General features: G+C 45.3%; 12 protein-coding genes and 2 pseudogenes. 11 read left to right on the top strand and 3 right to left on the bottom strand.

Annotated elements, in window-relative coordinates:
- Positions 1 to 5 precede the first annotated feature (5 nt).
- The 8 genes from ACQW03_RS02790 (at position 6) to ACQW03_RS02755 (ending at position 11,361) form a co-directional block, all read left to right on the top strand.
- On the top strand, positions 6 to 1,532 hold the full coding sequence (locus ACQW03_RS02790; protein ID WP_071640213.1) for a response regulator transcription factor: 1,527 nt from the start codon (positions 6 to 8) through the stop codon (positions 1,530 to 1,532).
- A gap of 34 nt (positions 1,533 to 1,566) precedes the next feature.
- Positions 1,567 to 3,405 carry a sensor histidine kinase gene (locus ACQW03_RS02785; protein ID WP_441948150.1) on the top strand — a complete coding sequence of 613 codons (1,839 nt, stop codon included), beginning with the start codon at positions 1,567 to 1,569 and terminating at the stop codon, positions 3,403 to 3,405.
- Entirely contained in the window at positions 3,395 to 4,978 is a 1,584-nt protein-coding gene (locus ACQW03_RS02780) for a response regulator (RefSeq protein WP_441948148.1), read from the top strand. Before ACQW03_RS02785 ends, ACQW03_RS02780 begins: the two co-directional genes overlap by 11 nt.
- Positions 4,979 to 5,047: 69 nt before the next feature.
- The gene (locus ACQW03_RS02775) at positions 5,048 to 6,733 is read left to right on the top strand and encodes an ABC transporter substrate-binding protein (protein WP_071640215.1); all 1,686 of its coding nucleotides are present in this window, start codon (positions 5,048 to 5,050) and stop codon (positions 6,731 to 6,733) included.
- Between the two features lie 74 nt (positions 6,734 to 6,807).
- On the top strand, positions 6,808 to 7,782 hold the full coding sequence (locus ACQW03_RS02770) for an ABC transporter permease (protein WP_071640216.1): 975 nt from the start codon (positions 6,808 to 6,810) through the stop codon (positions 7,780 to 7,782).
- Between the two features lie 17 nt (positions 7,783 to 7,799).
- Positions 7,800 to 8,735, top strand: a complete 936-nt coding sequence (locus ACQW03_RS02765; RefSeq protein WP_372238691.1) for a carbohydrate ABC transporter permease — start codon at positions 7,800 to 7,802, stop codon at positions 8,733 to 8,735.
- A complete protein-coding gene (locus ACQW03_RS02760) occupies positions 8,736 to 10,295 on the top strand; it encodes a glycoside hydrolase family 43 protein (protein ID WP_441948145.1) in 1,560 nt (519 codons plus the stop codon).
- Between the two features lie 40 nt (positions 10,296 to 10,335).
- Entirely contained in the window at positions 10,336 to 11,361 is a 1,026-nt protein-coding gene (locus ACQW03_RS02755) for an endo-1,4-beta-xylanase (protein WP_076292541.1), read from the top strand.
- Between the two features lie 443 nt (positions 11,362 to 11,804).
- Here the strand turns inward: ACQW03_RS02755 and ACQW03_RS02750 are convergent.
- Positions 11,805 to 12,101 (bottom strand): annotated as a pseudogene (locus ACQW03_RS02750) (carbohydrate-binding protein); the annotation flags it as partial.
- A gap of 117 nt (positions 12,102 to 12,218) precedes the next feature.
- A pseudogene (locus ACQW03_RS02745) lies at positions 12,219 to 13,478 on the bottom strand (glycoside hydrolase family 30 beta sandwich domain-containing protein); the annotation flags it as partial.
- 876 nt (positions 13,479 to 14,354) lie between these two features.
- Between ACQW03_RS02745 and fabV the strand changes: the two are divergent.
- A complete protein-coding gene (fabV, locus tag ACQW03_RS02740) occupies positions 14,355 to 15,536 on the top strand; it encodes an enoyl-ACP reductase FabV (protein WP_071640221.1) in 1,182 nt (393 codons plus the stop codon).
- Positions 15,537 to 15,639: 103 nt separating this feature from the next.
- Here fabV and ACQW03_RS02735 read toward each other — a convergent pair whose 3' ends face one another.
- Positions 15,640 to 15,843 (bottom strand): hypothetical protein, encoded by a 204-nt coding sequence (locus ACQW03_RS02735; protein WP_071640222.1) that lies wholly within the window; start codon positions 15,841 to 15,843, stop codon positions 15,640 to 15,642.
- Between the two features lie 168 nt (positions 15,844 to 16,011).
- On the opposite strand from ACQW03_RS02735, the gene ACQW03_RS02730 reads away from it, so the two are divergent.
- Both ACQW03_RS02730 and ACQW03_RS02725 read left to right on the top strand, forming a co-directional pair.
- Positions 16,012 to 17,163: a sn-glycerol-1-phosphate dehydrogenase gene (locus ACQW03_RS02730; protein WP_441948142.1), complete on the top strand. Its 1,152-nt coding sequence runs from the start codon at positions 16,012 to 16,014 to the stop codon at positions 17,161 to 17,163.
- A gap of 197 nt (positions 17,164 to 17,360) precedes the next feature.
- The gene (locus ACQW03_RS02725) at positions 17,361 to 18,467 is read left to right on the top strand and encodes a GntR family transcriptional regulator (protein ID WP_076292693.1); all 1,107 of its coding nucleotides are present in this window, start codon (positions 17,361 to 17,363) and stop codon (positions 18,465 to 18,467) included.
- The last annotated feature ends 208 nt before the right edge of the window (positions 18,468 to 18,675 follow it).

Raw genomic sequence — 18,675 nt, 5'->3', positions numbered from 1 at the left:
GATAGATGATGAATGTGCTGTTGGTAGACGATGAACCGTGGGTTCTTGAGGGCCTGCGCACAATTGTGAACTGGGACAAATATGGCTTCAGGGTCTGTGGGGAGGCCTCGAACGGCAGCTCCGCTTGGTCTCTGATTGAGCGGCTTCAGCCCGAACTAGTGTTTACCGATATTCAAATACCTTCTGTGAGCGGGCTAGAGCTTATCGACCGCTCACAGCATAAGCTGGCAAAGCCGCCGCGGTTTGTCGTATTGAGCGGGTACAATAACTTCGAGTATGCAGTGTCGGCGCTTGATCAACGCGTCGATGATTATCTGCTTAAGCCGATTAACAAGGATGAGATTGAGGCGGTGTTAGACCAGGTGAGCCGCAAAATCCAGGAAGAGACGGCCCAGGAGGAGCTCCGCCGCCGCGACCGTTCTCTGTACGTCAATAGTCTGCTCAATCGGCTGATTCAGGGCGAGGTGGGTATTGAGCTTGAGAATGAAGCTGCGACTTTGTTAAATATCGGAAGCGGTGAGGAGATTAGCTGCCTACTGATTGATACTGAAATGAATGAAGAAGAGTTGAAGCGTCAAATCCCGGAGCTTGCCGGTCTGGAACTGCCGGAGCTGTTCACGGACCCCGAAGGAAGAGTAGTGATGATTGCTTCCGGGAAACCACATGCTACAGAACAGCTTGTAGCACTTGGACACCGGTTATGTGAAGAATGGCCTGGTGAGGCTCCAGTCCCCGCAATTGCGGCGTTGGGTTGTGGGCAGGGAGGGGCGTCTGCACTTCGGTCTATTTACGAAAAAGCACTGGCGGCGCTCAAATGGAAACGCTATTGGAATGAGGGAGGTATTATCGCCTGCAACGAGCTTCCGAGGAGCGAATGCATGAAGGAAGTGAACAAAGCAGCCCTGGATTCCTTGATCGAACGGCTCTCCTCGGACCATCTCGAAGAGATTGAGGCTGCGGCGGATGTCCTACTTGCTGCACCGTCCTCCGGGCTACCGGATATCGAATATGTGCGGATTCAGCTGTCCGCTCTCGAAATGGGTATCTCTAAGAAGCTGAAGGAACTGGGCGGAGACGGCGATGCCTTTATGCGGGGCATACAGGGAGAGCTCGGTACACTGACGGAGACAGCCTCTTTTCCGGCTTTTCGTCGGTATGCCCTGGCGTTATGCCTGAGCGGAGCGGCGGCTCTTTGCGAGCAGCGTGAACGTAGCGAGTGCCGCACGATCTTTCGGGTAGTGCAGCATGTGGACCAGAAATTCCGGGAAAAGCTACAACTTCAGGAGCTTGCCCAGCTATTCCATATAAATCCTATATATATGGGGCAGCTGTTCAAGCAGCAGACCGGTAAGTCGTTCCGAGAATATTTGAACGATAAGCGGATTGAAGAGGCAAAGCGACTTTTGCGACAAGGACAGCTGAGCATAGCCGAGGTGGCGGCGAATTCCGGCTATCCCAACACTGATTATTTTAAAAGCCAGTTCAAACGGATAACAGGGATGGCGCCGTCTGCATTCAGACGGCGGGAATAGAGACGGCTCAGGCCGAAAGAGTGTTCAATGGGAGATGGTGGTTGAAGCCGTGATTAGAAAATTCAGATTTCGCAGTATAGTGAACGATATCCCGCTTAATTACAAATTCATGCTAATTTATGTAATTGCAATTTTACTACCTATTGTCATAATCAATTATTTATTTATGGACCGGATGTCTTGGCTGATCAAGGAGCGGGAAGAGCAGAATCTGCAAATCTCGTTGGAGCGGGCGAGAAAGGATATCCACGGTATGATTGATGGCGGAGTTGCGGTCAGTCATGCCCTGATTACAGATAAGCTCCTGTACGAGACTCTGGATCGTGATTATAAAGATTCACTGGATTTCTATAATACGTTCAACGAACAGCTCCGTCATCGGGTTACATCCTATATTCCGGTTAACAATCAGATCAAGCGAATTGGTATTTACACGGACAATCCGACGATTGTGCCGGGTAGTGACTACTATTACTTGAATGAATCGATTTTAGCTAGTTCCTGGTATCAGAAGTGGAAGTCGTTCCACGGAACTGTGCTGGTATCTGCGTATCTGGACACGGGGGCTAAAATCTCCCCAACCGCCACTCCTTATCTCAGTGTCGTTGAGAAAATGGATGATTATGACGTCAATAAATCTTACCAGAAGCTGGTGCGGATCGATTTCGATCTCAGCCGCTTTTACGATGTCATCGCCCGCGAGCGGAATTATCTGGATCTCTATTTGGTTAACGACCAAAACGAGGTCATCGTATCTATGGACAGCGGATACCGGCGCGAAAATACCTCTAGCTTTCCTTTATTCAAAATGGATAATGAGGCGGACAACGATCTGCACACCTTGCCAATTGGTAACGCCAGCTATGTGCGAGGGTGGAAGCTGATTGGTGTGCCTCAGGGGACGCGCGTTAGCAAGGCCATGATGGATATGCGGATTTATTTTAGTATACTGGTCGGCCTGATTACATTGTTTACCTCGGTGTTCATTTACGTCCTGCTGCGCTCGTATAATCACCGAGTCAAGCGCCTGGCCCGGCATATGCAAAAGGTAAGGAACGAGAAGTTCGAATTGATCAAAATGGATGAGGGTCGTGACGAAATTGGGCATCTGATCCGCAATTTTAATATGATGACCTCTCAGATCCATTCTTTGATTAATAATGTGTATAAGCTGGAAATTCAGCAAAAAAGCCAGGAAACCGAGCGCGTCCGAGCTGAGCTCAATCTGCTTCAGAGTCAGATGAATCCCCATTTCCTGTTCAATACGCTGAATGCGCTTCTTGTGGTCAGTACCAAAAACAATTACACAGATGTCAGGGACATTATCAAGGACTTATCGAAGCTACTCCGCCGCTTGCTGAACTGGAAGGACGATCTAGTGCTGCTGGAGGAAGAGATAAATTTTACTGTAATGTATCTTGATATCGAGAAATTTAGGTTCCGGGACAAATTCGATTATTCCATCGAGATCACCGAGGAAGTGCGTCACTACAAGATACCGAAAATGAGTATTCAACAACTCGCGGAAAACGCCTGCAAGTATGGTATACAGGCTATTGAGGGGCTTGGAGTTGTTAAAATTCGCGCCGAAGTAGCTGATGAGCAGCTGCGCGTGGTTGTATCGGATAATGGCAAAGGTATTGATGAGGAGCGGTTAAAGGAGGTTTTGTACAACATGCGCAGCGAAAAGGAGACTATAGGAGGTAATATCGGTATCCGTAATGTATACCGACGGCTGGAGTTGTACTACAATGACAGGGTTAATTTTAACCTGATTAGCAAGGTGGGAGAAGGTACCGAGGTGTCCTTCGAAATTCCGATGCAGTTGTTGAAATGTCAGGATGGAGAAGGAGGGAATGGAAATGGGGTTTAAAGTGTTGCTGATTGACGATGAGCCTTGGGCACTGGAGGGCATGCAGATTTGTATTGATTGGGGAGAGATGGGCTTTGAGGTCTGTGGTATCTGCGGCAACGGAATGGATGGTTTGAGGCTAATGGAGGAATTGAGCCCAGACCTGGTGATGGTGGATATCCATATGCCGATAATGGATGGCTTGGAAATGATAAAGGAATGGCGGCAAAGAGGGAATGTCACCACGAAATTTATCATTCTTACCGGGTACAGCGAATTTGATTACGCTCGAAAGGCTCTCAAATACAGAGTCTCCCGTTATTTACTGAAGCCTTTGGATGAGGAGCAGACTGAACTGGAGATTCGGGCAATCCAGCGCGAATTGTTGGAGGAACAGGAGCTCATTTACATCAGCCAGATTGCTCGTCGGGAAGAGGTGCTACAGATGATTAAAGAGGTACTACTGGGCAAATCGATGTCCATGGAGGGTAACGATTTCATGGAATCTGTCTCCCAATCCGCCGATTTATGGAATGTTTGTCTGGTGCAGGCGCATCGGGACCAGTCCGCACGACTGGGCGAGTTTGCACTTGAATTACTCGATGACTTAGAGACAGCATATTTGGTGCATCTGTCCATGGAACATTTCGTCATTGTGTTCGGCGACTCGGCGTATCCAGGTGATGGAGTCAGTGCTGAGAAGACTATAGAAGCACTGGCCCGTCGCTTGGCGGGTTTTCGTGTCTTCATGGCTGTTGGTGCCCCGGTAGGCTCATTAACTGGAATTGGAACCGCCTACAAGACAGCGTCCAAGGCGCTGCTGCATGCATTTTATGAGTTGGAAAATAATGGAATTATTTATTATGACATGATTAAAGACAGCGTGTTTCAACATTGCTACAATCAGGTGGAACTTTTGGAACGCATATTGGAGACATTTGAAATCATCGACTATGCTGGCTATCGGTCAATTGTCGATTCGATGGAGCAAGTATTTTGGGATACGCGAGTGTATCCTGATGAGGTCCAAAAATTTGTCGTCTTTATCCTTCACGAAATCAGGGCGTATATGAGTGTGCATTTTACCAATGACAGGGAGCCTTCCGACTATCTGTTCGATATTCCCAATATGGACGAGGCATTGCTGACCTTTGACGATATGATTGGGATACTACGCTCTTGTGGACAGGTTTGCTTTGAACTTCTTCTCAAACAGAGCATGATTGAGCCTCAGGGAATCGTGCAGGATATCAATGACTACATCCGCAGTTATTTCCGGGAAAGTCTGACCATTAAACAACTGGCAGAGCAATTTTTTCTGCATCCTACCTATCTGGGACAATTGTTGATACGCAAAAACGGTATCGGGTTCAATGAATTGCTCCATGATCTGAGGATTGAAGAGGCGAGTCGCCTGCTTCGTATGAATCAATATAAAAATAGTGAGCTATCAGAAATGGTAGGTTATACCAATTATAACCATTTTATGAAGCAATTTGAGAAGCGCTTGGGTATGTCACCAAACGAATATAAGAAAATCAAAGCTTTTCAAGTGAAAAGCTTTAATTCGAATATAGTTTCCGATCAGATATAAATTTAAACTAAAATCAGTTAATTGTAAGGGCTTTCATTATTGGTATTACAAAACTTTCGGAGGTGTCTTATGGGGGGCAGAAAAAAATCGTTACTTCGTATTGGAGCGGTAGCACTTTTGTCACTGAGCGTTGTTCTATCTGGCTGCTCAATCAGCGGCAGCAGCAAAGGTGGAAATTCCAAAGCGGACAGTGTCAACAGCGGAGAGGTTGGAGCAGCAAATCCAATTGAAATCTCAGTCTTCTTGAATGAAGCTGGACAGCAGCCAACAGCGGACAACAAAATTTACAAAAAGCTGAAGGATGAGCTTGGCGTTACCTTCAAATTTGAATTTCTTGCGGGCGACAAGAACCAGAAGCTCGGCGTTATGATTGCTGGCGGGGACTACCCGGACCTGATCTCGGCAGATACAAAGCTGACCGCTGCGGGAAGCGTCATCCCGTTGGAAGATCTGATCGAGAAGCATGCGCCTAATCTGAAGAAACACTATGCAAAGTATTGGAACCAAATGAAGGACCCTAATGATGGACATATTTACTATTTGCCAAACTATGGTGCCTACAATGGTGAAGTTGCTGATACCTATTACGGTGGTCCAGCCTTCTGGATTCAAAAGGCTGTTCTCAAGGAGTTCAACTATCCGACTCCTAAAACTTTAGATGAATACTTCGATCTGATTAAAAAGTACAAAGAGAAATATCCAACGATTGATGGTAGCCCAACTATTGGTTTTGAAATCCTGAACTATGACTGGAAAACCTGGGGATTGCTGAATCCTCCACAACATTTGATTGGTCATCCAAACGATGGCGGTGTAGTTGTAAACAAAGGTGTGGCAGAAATTTTTGCTGATAAAGATTTCGCTAAGAGGTACTACCAGAAGCTGAATGAAATTAATGCTCAAGACTTGCTCGATAAGGAAACGTTTACACAGAACTATGATCAGTACTTGGCGAAGTTGTCTAACGGTAATGTACTGGGGATGTTCGATCAGCACTGGAACTTTCTCAAAGCTGAGGATTCACTGAAGACGCAGAAGAAGCTGGAGCGGACATATGTAGGCTTCCCTCTGGTATATGATTCCAGCATTAAGGATTACTATCGGGATCGTCCAGCGCTTAATCTGAATAATGGTTTTGGTATTACGGTTAACGCTAAGGATCCGGTAAAAATCCTAAAAGTACTCGATAAACTAATGGATGAAAAATGGCAAAAGCTATTTACTTGGGGTGTTGAAGGCCAAGATTTTTATGTCAATAAGCAAGGTCGCTTCATGAAAACACCAGAGCAGCGTACTAACACTGATGATGCTACCTGGAAGCTCGCCAATAAGGCCGAGGCTTTATACGCTTCCGCACCGAAGCTAGAGGGTTATTTTAGCGATGGCAACGCCACCACGGCAACCAACCAGCCTGAAGAGTATCAAGCAAGCTTGAAGCCATTCGACAAGGAAGTGCTAAAGGCATACGGGATTAATAGCTACGTTGACTTCTTCAGTGCTCCTCCTGAGAACCCTGTCTACTACCCGGCTTGGTCTGCCGATATCGTGGATGGTTCTCCGGCCAAGATTGCCAACACAAAGCTGAACGAGGTTTCTACAAAGTATCTGCCAAAAGCAATCCTGTCAAGTCCGTCTAGCTTCGACTCTGTATGGAACGAATACACCTCCGAGATTCATAAGCTTGACATTAAGGCCTATGAAGACAAAATAAACGAAGTGCTGAAGTGGAGAATTGAGCATTGGACTACTAAATAGAACTATTCCTAAACCGGAAAGGGAGCACTCCTCCCTTTCCGTAAAATATAAGAATGGATAGGGAGTTTGATACTATGGAGGAGATTGCAGTTGGTACCAAGCCAGTTAAACAGGTAGACCCGAAGAAGAAACGCAGCGACAAACGTCTGACCTGGGCTATTATCAAGGATCAGAGACAACTTATCTATATGTCAGTTCCTCTGCTTGCTTATATAGTCTTATTTGCTTATGTGCCGATCTGGGGCTGGTCGATGGCATTTCAAGATTACAAGCCCGCACGAAGCTTTGATGAACAAACCTGGGTTGGCTTCAAACATTTTAAGTTCCTGTTTACAGATGATAATTTTTTACGTGTCCTTCGTAATACACTTGCTATGAGTATGATCAACCTGATTTTTGGGTTTGTCACTGCCATTATTTTGGCATTGCTGCTTAATGAAATTAAAAAGATTTTCTGGAAGAGAGCCGTTCAGACCATTTCGTATTTGCCACACTTTTTGTCATGGATTATCGTTACGGGAATTGTTGCCACTTCTCTTGCCTCTGACGGCATTGTCAACGAAATGTTGATGAAACTGCATTTGATTGATAAACCCATTTTATGGTTGAGTGAAGGAAAGTATTTTTGGGGAGTAGTGGGAGCCTCACACGTATGGAAAGAAGTTGGCTGGAATACAATTATTTATTTGGCCGCCATAGCCTCTATTGATCCGGCTTTGTATGAAGCCGCTGATATTGACGGGGCCAACAGATATCAAAAAATGTGGAGCGTTACTTTGCCAGGCATTAAGCCAACTATTGTTATTCTGTTGATTATGTCAATTGGACATATTTTAGAAGCTGGTTTTGAAGTACAGTATTTGCTAGGCAACGGACTTATTGTGGATTGGTCAGAAACGATTGATATTTTCGTTCTCAAATACGGTATTGCGCAAAGTAACTATTCCTTGGCCACTGCGGGAGGCATATTCAAGACCATTGTCAGTATTACAATGTTGCTGCTCGCAAACTGGACAGCAAAGCGGCTTGGGGAAGAGAGGTTATTATAATGATGAAGAAAACTCAGATGGCTGGCCCAGAGAGTACAATTGCAATCTCCAGACGCCGTCCAGGAAGCAGGGGATTAGAGCCGTTTGTTTTCAGCACACTTAATACAATATTTATGATTATCCTGGTCATTGTTACCTTATATCCGTTCCTAAATACAATTGTAGTGTCGTTTAATGCGGGGAACGACACGATCAGAGGCGGTCTCTATCTGTGGCCTCGGCAGTTCACGTTGCAGAATTATAAAGCGGTATTCGTTTCGGGCACTATTTATAATGCATTCCTGATTTCGGTTGCACGTACCGTGCTTTCGACCTTGCTGAATATTTTCTTGACCACAATGCTGGCTTATGCACTTAGTCGACGGAATTTTGTGTTCCGCAAGCCTATTACTACAGTTTTTGTCCTGACCATGTATTTTAATGCAGGTTTGATTCCGGGCTATTTCTTGATGAAGGACCTGAATTTAATTAATAATTTTTTCGTATATGTACTGCCGTCAATGATCAGCGCATTTAACCTAATTGTTATCCGTACCTATATCTATACAATTCCAGAGAGCTTGGTGGAATCGGCTAAAATAGATGGGGCAGGAGATTTTAAGATTTTTTGGAGAATTATTTTACCGCTCTGTAAGCCTGTGCTGGCTACTATTGCGTTGTTTGTTGCGGTAGGTGCCTGGAACTCTTGGTTCGACGCCTTTTTGTATACCTCGTCCCAACAGGAACTGAGCACACTGCAATACGAATTAATGAAGCTGCTCTCCTCTAGTATGAATGCCAACAGCAATCCATCAGTGTCCAATGGTGTTGGAATGCAGAATGCTACCCAGGTTACACCCATTTCAATTCGCGCTGCTGTCACTGTAGTAGCTTCTATTCCAATCCTGGTAGTTTATCCGTTCATGCAAAAATATTTTGTTGTTGGGCTTAACGTTGGGAGTGTGAAGGAATAAATGAATAATCAATTGGTATCGCAAACTATTCGTTACTCAAATCCCATACTTCCCGGCTTTTATCCTGATCCTAGCATTACTAGAGCGGGAGAGTACTTTTATCTGATTTGCAGTTCGTTTGAATATTTTCCTGGTGTCCCCATCTTCCGGAGTCGGGATCTGATTCAATGGGAACAAGTGGGTCATGTGCTGAACCGACCCAATCAGCTTGATCTGACGGATCGCAAGAGCTCTGACGGCATTTATGCACCATCAATTCGTTATTTTGAGGGCACCTTCTACATGATTACAACCGATGTAGGGGGGATCGGGAATTTTTATGTTACAGCGACCGATCCGGCCGGACCTTGGTCGAATCCGATCCATGTTCCTTACGGTGGTATTGATCCTTCACTGTTTTTTGACGATGACGGCAAGGTGTACGTCACCGCGCAGCAGGGAGCGGACTACGACTCCCATGCCATCCAGTATGAAATTAATATTGTGACTGGAGAAGCGCTTTCGGAGCCGCAGGTGGTTTGGTATGGTGATGGGGGTCCATGGACAGAAGGTCCTCATCTATACAAGATTAATGGAATGTATTATATGATGTCCGCCTCTGGCGGAACAGCAAAGGAACACAGGGAGATTATCGGACGGAGCAACAATCCTTATGGTCCGTTTGAACGTTATCCGGAGCCGATCCTGACGCATCGGGGGCTTGATCATCCGATTCAATATTTGGGCCATGCTGACCTGGTAGAAGATGTAAAAGGGGATTGGTGGGCTGTTTTTCTCGGCGTTCGGTTGACTGAGGATGGTTACAGCGTACTTGGTCGTGAAACCTTTCTGGCTCCGGTCATCTGGAAGGACGAATGGCCGTATATCGACAATAACGAGGGCTGTGTCAAGCTGGAAATGTCGGTTGCGCGTCTGCCCGCAGCGACACCCAACGCTACGGGCGTCACTGTGGGCGAAGGCCGGGACGATTTTGCCGCAGACCATCTCGGACCCGAGTGGATCTTTGTGCGAAATCCGGCCGATGGTAGTTATTCGCTTGATGAAGCTCCTGGGTCTTTGACATTGCATGGACAGGCGGCGGGACTCGGGGATGTCGGCCGGATTGCTTTTGCAGGCAAAAGACAGCAGCATAAGCAGGCAAGCTTCACCACTCGTATGTCGTTTACGCCAACCGCTGAAGGTGAAGAGGCCGGATTATGTGCACGCCGGGATGAGGATGCCCATTATGAGATCGGGGTGTTGCGTTCTGGAAACCGCAACCGAGTCATGGCCCGTCTGACCATTCGCGGAGAATCCCAGATCGTCTATGGGGCTGAGACAGAATCGGAGCGAGTTTTGCTAAGTATTGAAGCGACTGAGGATGAATATGCTCTATCCTATTCGGAGGATGGCGAGAACTGGTCCAGTATAGCTACAGGTCCGGCACGGGCGTTGTCTCCGGAGGATTTTGTAAATAAAATGTGCTTTACTGGGGTAGTCATTGGGCTGTATGCAACAGGAAATGGCCGCTTAAGTGGGGTACCTGCGCACTTCGATTGGTTTAAGTATCAGGCTAAGTAGCCGTAAGTGTTTACCGATAGCCTGCCCAAGGAGGAAAAGGATGAATTTATCGACGCGGAAAGAAGCTTCATTAAAAGAATTATACAAAGACGATTTCCAGATCGGAGCGGCGGTCAATCCTCTAACTATTGAGATTCAGAAATCGTTGCTTGCTTACCACTTTAACAGTATTACAGCGGAAAATGAAATGAAGTTCTCAAGCTTGCATCCAGAGGAGGAGGTGTATACCTTCGAGAATGCTGACCGATTAGCTGCATTTGCCAAGGAGCATGGGATGGCAATGCGCGGTCACACCCTGGTCTGGCATAATCAAACGCCGGATTGGCTGTTTGAGAATGAACAAGGCGGACCGGCGGATCGTGCCTTGCTGCTGGAGCGGCTCCGCTCGCATATCCAAACGGTGGTTGGACGGTATAAGGATACTGTATACTGCTGGGATGTGGTGAATGAGGTCATCTCGGACGAGGAGTCAGACAAGGAGGAGTTCCTTCGCCCGTCGAAATGGCTAGACATCGTCGGACCTGATTTTATCGCCAAGGCTTTCGAATATGCGCATGAAGCAGATCCCAAGGCTCTGCTGTTCTACAACGACTATAATGAGTCCCATCCTTATAAACGGGATCGTATCTATCGGCTGGTCAGGTCGCTGCTGGACCAGGGAGTGCCGATTCACGGCGTGGGTCTTCAGGCGCATTGGAATTTGTTCGATCCTTCTCTAAACGACATCCGCGCAGCCATCGAAAAATATGCAGAGCTGGGACTTCAGCTCCAACTAACGGAACTGGATCTGTCAGTTTTTCGCTTTGATGACAGACGTACCGACCTGCTTCAACCTTCGGAGGAAATGCTGGAACGGCAAGCGGAGCTTTACGAGGCGATTTTCCGTCTCCTGAGGGAATACCGCGACTGTATCAGCGCAGTCACATTCTGGGGGGCTGCCGACGATTATACCTGGCTGGACGGCTTTCCGGTCAGAGGCCGGAAGAACTGGCCTTTGTTATTCGATCAATCGCACCGTCCGAAGCTGGCTTATGAGCGTGTTGCTGCGCTGGCGATTCAACCATAGTCAAGCCACTCAAATAGATGTACAAAGATAAAGTTCTCTGTTTTAATAGTTGAAATATTTAAGCTTTAATGCAATAGCTCCTGAATTTGCCCTTATGGCGATCAGGAGTTTTTTGATATCATCGGAAAATTGCAATGTATTGCTCATCACCTGAGCCCTTGGCGGGGAGCATTTTCCAGAAGCTACTCCTTATACGAGAGGTGAGTGGTTGTAACGTTCCGGTTATCCTACCTCTTGTTGCAGTTGAAGTAAACAATTCCATTTAATTGGATGAGGATTTAGGCGTGCTAAATATCCGGATAAGCTCTAAACAGCTTTGAATCAGGCGTAGAACAATGTAGAAACAAGGACTGGTTAGGTCTTTGTAGACAATATCCTTTTGAGAAAAAGAGAACCCGAGTCTTTGAAAAGACCCGGGTTCTCGAGTTTTTCGCCGAATGCACTTACTCGGCTGAGACGTTTATACTTTCTATATTCGGTCCTTCCATACCAGTAGTTACCACTTTAAAAGTGTTGTTTCCGCTATTCATAGGTACCTGGATCGTTTTTTCGCCCCAGGTTGCCCAGCTACCAGTTGCTGTAAAGGCAGCATTACTGATCACTTTCGTTCCGTTAACATAAACATCTAGATTTCGAGTCCCTGTATCTAGCGCATACCGGAATTTCACATTTTTAGTTCCATCAACAGCGCAGTAGATGCTATTCCACTGTACGGTTGCATCGGTTGAAGCATTAAAGTTGGCATATTGGATAGTGTCATCACCCGAATAGGTGGCTTCTACTACGGAGTGGGTCAATGTTGTATCCGTCTCCGCTCCATAAGTCGTGTTGCTGATGGACTTGCCACCCAATTCACCTACAAAAGTTGTAACACTTTGGGCAGGGAGCTGGGCTGTAAAGGCACCGCCAGACAGATTAATGGCCGATCCTGCTGCCAGATTTCTACTGCCGTCCGTTACCCATGAAGATACTCTCGATGCAGTCCCGTTCTGTAGGGCGAACCTTTGGTTTACTGCTGAAGTACCTCGATTAATTGCAACAATAACTACCTTGTTGTCACCTTTATATGCAGAGGTGTAGATGTTTGTATTTGGATTCTTCGTTGCGTCTACTCGTACATATCCGGGACGAACAAATTTCGAGAAATGAGCCATATTATAACCACGTTTGCTTATTGTACCGTCCTCATTCATAGGACCGTATTGTCTACGAATGTACCACCATACATATGTCTGAAAATCTCCCTCTACCATAGCATTGTGCATATGATATGAAACATCCAATGCCTCGGGCCAGCGATCTGCCGAGTTATTGTCGCTATTTGGATAGTATACTTCCGTCATCCAAAGCTCTTTTCCCGCTCCTTTTTGTTTGAAAAGAGGATAAAGGAAGTCACTAAATTTAGTACCATAAGTATGAGTACCAAGAATATCCATATTAGCAAGAGCCTGCGGATCGTTTAGAATTGGGTCTGACATATTTTTTAAGTATGAAAATGACTCAGGAGCGATAACTCTGCAGTTAATAGATCCAGCATTTTCTTTCATAAAACGAAGCATTTCTTTTGGAGTCCACCATGTCCAAGTATGTGCATAATCAGGTTCATTTTGAACGGAGATAGCATATAGATCCACGCCATTATTCTTCATGTAAGAAACGAAATCGTTAAGATGCTGCGCATATGCAGCGTACTTATCGTATTTAAGGCGTTTTGCTTTTGTATCACCTTCATGATTAAAGGTCTCAGTCATGTCACTTGGAGGATTCCATGGTGAAGCAAAAACGATTCCTCCACTTTGAATTGCACGTTTTGCAGTTGGTATTTCTTTGTACCAGTTATTTTTATTGTCGTCTACATAAATTCTTAACACTGAAAAACCTAACTGATTATTTCCATTACCAAAAGCTGTTTCTCTTTGAGATGCTGTCAAATCCCCAATCCAAGCCGGATGGTTTATTCCTCCAAAACCGCGAATCACTTGTTTTTGTGCCGATAAGTTAATGGTTACATCACTTGCTGCTGAAACTTCTGAAGGTGCTGACATGCTAAACATGAGCGGTAGTGCAGTTACAAATGCCAATAATACGCAAATTGATTTTTTCACACGTGAAATCATTCTTTCATCTCCTAATAAAAATAATAATTTCCTAAACCTGTAGCTGTGGAAATATAATTTCTATTTTACGAATGTTCAAACGATCGTTCTATTCTGATCACCCCCTTTCGTATTGTGGAGCACAGGGTCACCCATTTCTTACCTTGTTTCATTGAAGTCCCCCATAAATGAGGTTTCGCTTGGAACTTATCCTACAAGATCAGCCCTCAAAGGACAGGTTTAGTCCAAGGGCAGCAAATAATAACAGTTAAAATAGATCTTTAATCATTGAGAGCGCTTTATAATAGATATAAAAGCACTTTAATTACAATCTTATCTGGATGTTGGATATTGAAGGGAAGGGTCTTTATTTCCGAAAGGAAGCGTTTATTCAGTCTGATTGCGTAAAATCCTAGGGGCTTACTAATAAGGAGGATTGCTACTGTTCTGGTTGTTTTGCCCGAGATAACGTTCTAGCTCTTAAACACGAGTGATGAGACATTGAATTTAGTCTATTAAAAAGATAATAAACTGTTATTTCATCTTATTTATATCACGAAATTGCTGTTTTGTGAATTTTTTATTCACTAAAAATTATGAATATAAACATATTTAGGTTTTTTTGTTAGAAGCATAGAGAAGCTCTTCGACATTTGCTGAGCACCTAACTGGTTACGCCTATTAATGACGGCCGAATTCACTATTACGGCTTGCATCTCCGTAACCAAAAATGTGTAGTTCTATTGTCTCATAATATAATGAGATGCTGATTTTGTTGTTAGTGATATTTCGTATACTGCAGTCTAGGTTGAGCCGCAAGCTGATTTACTATATAGTTGTGACTGGACAACCATTCCATCCATATTAAATGAATGCCAAAGTAGGGGGACCCTTGCAATGATTATTAAACCGAAAATTCGTGGTTTCATATGTACGACTGCACATCCTGCAGGATGCGCGGCTCATGTTAATCGTCAGATCAACTACATCAAAGACAGCACATCACTACAAGGAGCTAAAAAGGTACTTGTGATCGGAGCATCTACTGGATATGGGCTGGCTTCTCGTATTGCTGCGAGCTTCGGTCTGGGAGCGGACACCATAGGGGTATCCTATGAACGTCCCGCATCAGAGGGGCGTACGGCTTCAGCAGGCTGGTATAATACAGTAGCCTTTGAAAGAGCGGCCAGAGCAGCTGGCTACATAGCAGAAAGTATTAACGGAGATGCTTTCTCTCATGAAATTAAGCAGGAGACGTTGAAGCTGGTAAAGGAAAAGCTGGGCAAGGTAGACCTGATTGTGTATAGTGTCGCTTCACCGCGACGGACACATCCCGACACGGGTGAAACCTTTAATTCCGTTCTCAAGCCTATCGGACAGTCTTTTTCGAATAAAACTGTGAATACCAATACAGGTGTCGTATCAGAAATTACGCTAGAACCGGCTACACAGGAGGAAATTGAGAACACCATCACGGTAATGGGGGGCGAAGATTGGTCCTTGTGGCTAAAAGCGTTGGAAGAAGCTGATCTGCTGGCTGAAGGGGTAACCACATTGGCTTACTCGTATATTGGTCCCGAAATTACAGAGGCTATCTATCGTAAAGGAACCATTGGCCAAGCTAAAAATGATTTGGAAGCTACAGCACATACTCTAACAAAGCAACTGGAACGTTATCATGGAAAAGCCTATGTTTCTGTGAATAAAGCTTTGGTTACACAATCCAGTTCGGCTATTCCGGTCGTGCCTTTGTATATTTCTTTGTTGTTTAAGGTCATGAAAGAAAAGGGACTGCACGAGGGATGTATTGAGCAGGCACAACGTCTGTTTGAGACGCTATACAGTGGGTCCACTGTGGAAACGGATGAAGAAGGACGCATCCGCCTGGATAACTGGGAAATGAGAGACGATGTGCAGCAGGCTGTCAAAGCAGCTTGGTCCGAAATCACTACAGAAAATGTATCTGAATTAGGTGATCTCGAACAATACCGTCTGGATTTCCTCCAATTATTTGGATTCGGGTTTGATGAAATTGATTATGAATTAGATGTTAATCCAGAGGTTGATACAACTTTATAAGTGAATATTTGTAAAACAAAAACGGGTACTCTCAAGCGATGCAACTGCTTAAGAGACCCGTTTTTTATGTATACTGTCAAAAAAACAAGTTCACTAACAGCATTTATCGAGAATCAGACGTGGAAAGTGACTTACGGTGCAGCAAGCGAAAAACGGCAATGGTTATGATAATCCCTGCTACGCCAAAGACTGCAACAGAAGTCAGGGCCCGATAAGCTTGCCAGCCGAACAAAAAAGCAATACCACTGCCAAACGTTGTACCTGCCAGTAACCCAAGTGCACAGGCAATATCCGTTCCAAATTTCATAAACATGTTCCTTTCGAATATATAAATTAAAAAGTAACTTGTACTTTTTTTCTGGACTTGGACACACACTTGTGCGTACAATTAAATAGTAATCGTTTTCAAACGGAATCTATTAGTCATTATGGATCATTCTTGTGCAAATTATTCCTTTTTCAGGAGGCTGATGAAATGAATATGAATGAACAGATCAAGTTGTGGAACGAAGAGGCGCAGGCTAGTAACACTGACCATCCTCACCGAAAGGTTGAATTGTGTATCGAGGTACGAGATGGAGCACTGGAGTCTGTTGTTCCTTATTTGAACCAACTGGATTATCGTCATGTAACTCTAGTAGAAGATGAGCATACTTCGGCGGCGGCAGGAAAAAAAGTGGCTGAGCTGATCCGTGAGGCAGGTCTGACAGTTGATGTAGTTCGCTTACCTCCGAATGCTGTAGGGGATGTCATTGCTGATGAAACCTATATTATGAAAGTGCTGCTGGGTGTGGTGGATAAGAGTCAGGCTGTACTTGCTGTAGGCTCCGGCACAATTCATGATCTGGTTCGCTTCGTATGTTATAAAATGAATCGTCCGTTCTTGTCGGTACCGACGGCTGCTTCGGTGGATGGTTTTACCTCCGCAGGCGCACCACTTATTGTGGACGGCAGCAAGCAGACATTCCAAGCAGTTCCGCCAGAGGCGATCTTTGCTGATTTGTCCGTGCTGGCAAATGCGCCACAGACGATGACTGCCGCCGGTTTTGGCGATATGCTCGGTAAGTTCACCTCACTAGCGGACTGGCATGTTTCCAGAGATTTGGGAAACGAGCCGTATTCACCTGTGGCTAATCGCATTACCGAGGAGGCTCTGCGTGACTGTGTAGAGCATGTCGATGAGATTGCGGCAGGCAGCAAGGCTGGTGTCGAGGTATTGATGAATGCGCTGATTGCATCCGGTATTTCGATGCTGATGATAGATCATTCTCGTCCAGCGTCAGGGGGAGAGCACCATATTTCCCACCGAATTGAAATGGATTTTATTGCAGAGGGACGCAAGCAAGTTTTGCATGGTGCCAAAGTAGGCGTAGCATCCGCATTGCTGTCTGACCTGTACAGGGATTTAGCAGCCAGTCAGGATGTTGAGGCTTTTAAGGTGTATCGGGCTTTGCCTACGTCGGAGCAGATGCGTGCATGGCTGTCTCAGGTTGGAGGCCCATCTACCATTGCCGAGCTGGGGGTTACGGAGGAACAGCTTGCTCGTGCATTGCGCACGGCTCATACCTTACGTGATCGCTATACTGGACTCAAGTATATGAATGAACATCAATTGCTTCGTTCGTAATGTGCAACATCTACACAAATTGCCCTTAGATATTCGGCCAGTTATGTGTGGCAAGGAAGGGATAAGTGAATGGGTTTACACCTCCGGCAGCAATACGACGATATCCTGCTCCTGTAACATTTGTATGTACAAATGAACGGTATGCTATAATCGTGGAATATGAACAGGTACACGATATTGCAAGTACGGAGGAAATTATGGCGCCCAAATATATACAAGTTAAACAGGAAATTTTGTCCTGGATTCATTCATCTAAACTGGAACCACAAAGCCAGCTTCCATCTGAGCATGAAATGTCTGAACAATTTGCCGTTAGTCGGCAAACGGTGCGTCAGGCGCTGGGTGAGCTGGTGCAGGAAGGATGGCTGTTTCGGATGCAGGGTAAGGGAACCTTTGTCGCGACACGGGACAGCAAGCAGCCCGAAGATCCAAAGACGATTGGAGTCGTTACAACCTATATATCGGATTATATTTTCCCATCTATTGTACAGGGAATTGAATCTAAATTGAGTCGCCAGGGATACAAGATGCTGCTGTCAAGCACAGGTAATGACCCTGAGCAAGAAAGTCAGTGCCTGGAAATGCTGTTGAGTCAACCGCTGAGCGGAATTATTATTGAACCGACTAAAAGTGGAGAGCGTAACCCCAATCTGAACTATTATTTAACCGTGGAAAATCGCCAAATCCCTTATTTGATGATCAATGCGCGTTATGAGGAAATGGATGCGCCATGTCTGCGAGTAGATGATGAAAAGGGTGGTTTTTTGGCGGCCGAGCATCTGATTAAGCTGGGACACCGACGCTTGGCCGGATTTTTCAAAACCGATGATATGCAAGGGATTCTTCGTATGAAAGGATTTGTGGCTGCTCACCGCAAGTATGGAGTGACATTACACCCGAACGCAGTAACGACTTACCGGACAGAAGAAAAAAATGAGATTCCGCTACAACGTGCGTCGAGTCTGCTGGCGATAGAGGCGGGAGAGCGTCCTACTGGATGGGTGACCTATAATGATGAGCTGGCTGTTCGACTCCTGGATATTGTACGTTCGGCGGGCCTGAACATTCCCAATGATCTATCGCTGGTTGGGTTTGATGATTCATTTTTGGCGACAGCAACGGAAATCAAGCTAACGACAATTCGGCATCCAAAGGAAGAATTAGGGTTACGTGCTGCCGATACCATGCTGTCGATGATTGAAGAGAAGGGGTACCATGAAGAAGATCGTCAGTTAATTCTACCGCCTGAGCTCATAGTTCGTGAATCTACGGGGCCTGTCCAGGTCATGCCTGGAGAACACTAGGCTAGGAGACCAGTCGCTTTTATTACTTAACATGTCAGGACAAGTTAGTAAGTGTACAGCTTCAACGTTTAATATTTGATGGGCATGTTTCTCGCGATACCGAACAGTCTGTTTTCTGGATTGCAGAAATAGACTGTTTTTGCTATGTTTTTTCTGAAAATGAGTACAAAAATCTATCGAAAAAATACATAAAAAAGACTAGCTAAGT

The sequence above is a fragment of the Paenibacillus sp. DRB1-1 genome (genome assembly GCF_052119485.1).
GTDB classification, from domain to species: Bacteria; Bacillota; Bacilli; order Paenibacillales; family Paenibacillaceae; genus Paenibacillus; species Paenibacillus polymyxa_B.
Note: the sequence above shows the minus strand (reverse complement) of the source record. Positions and strands in the feature narration are given on the sequence as shown.

Excerpts from the sequence above, each read along its gene's own strand:
- ACQW03_RS02775 (WP_071640215.1), top strand. The coding sequence starts at position 5,048 with ATGGGGGGCAGAAAAAAATCGTTACTTCGTATTGGAGCGGTAGCACTT.
- ACQW03_RS02760 (WP_441948145.1), top strand. The coding sequence starts at position 8,736 with ATGAATAATCAATTGGTATCGCAAACTATTCGTTACTCAAATCCCATA.
- ACQW03_RS02755 (WP_076292541.1), top strand. The coding sequence starts at position 10,336 with ATGAATTTATCGACGCGGAAAGAAGCTTCATTAAAAGAATTATACAAA.
- fabV (WP_071640221.1), top strand. The coding sequence starts at position 14,355 with ATGATTATTAAACCGAAAATTCGTGGTTTCATATGTACGACTGCACAT.
- ACQW03_RS02770 (WP_071640216.1), top strand. The coding sequence starts at position 6,808 with ATGGAGGAGATTGCAGTTGGTACCAAGCCAGTTAAACAGGTAGACCCG.
- ACQW03_RS02780 (WP_441948148.1), top strand. The coding sequence starts at position 3,395 with ATGGGGTTTAAAGTGTTGCTGATTGACGATGAGCCTTGGGCACTGGAG.
- ACQW03_RS02730 (WP_441948142.1), top strand. The coding sequence starts at position 16,012 with ATGAATATGAATGAACAGATCAAGTTGTGGAACGAAGAGGCGCAGGCT.
- ACQW03_RS02725 (WP_076292693.1), top strand. The coding sequence starts at position 17,361 with ATGGCGCCCAAATATATACAAGTTAAACAGGAAATTTTGTCCTGGATT.
- ACQW03_RS02735 (WP_071640222.1), bottom strand. The coding sequence starts at position 15,843 with ATGAAATTTGGAACGGATATTGCCTGTGCACTTGGGTTACTGGCAGGT.
- ACQW03_RS02785 (WP_441948150.1), top strand. The coding sequence starts at position 1,567 with ATGGTGGTTGAAGCCGTGATTAGAAAATTCAGATTTCGCAGTATAGTG.
- ACQW03_RS02765 (WP_372238691.1), top strand. The coding sequence starts at position 7,800 with ATGGCTGGCCCAGAGAGTACAATTGCAATCTCCAGACGCCGTCCAGGA.
- ACQW03_RS02790 (WP_071640213.1), top strand. The coding sequence starts at position 6 with ATGATGAATGTGCTGTTGGTAGACGATGAACCGTGGGTTCTTGAGGGC.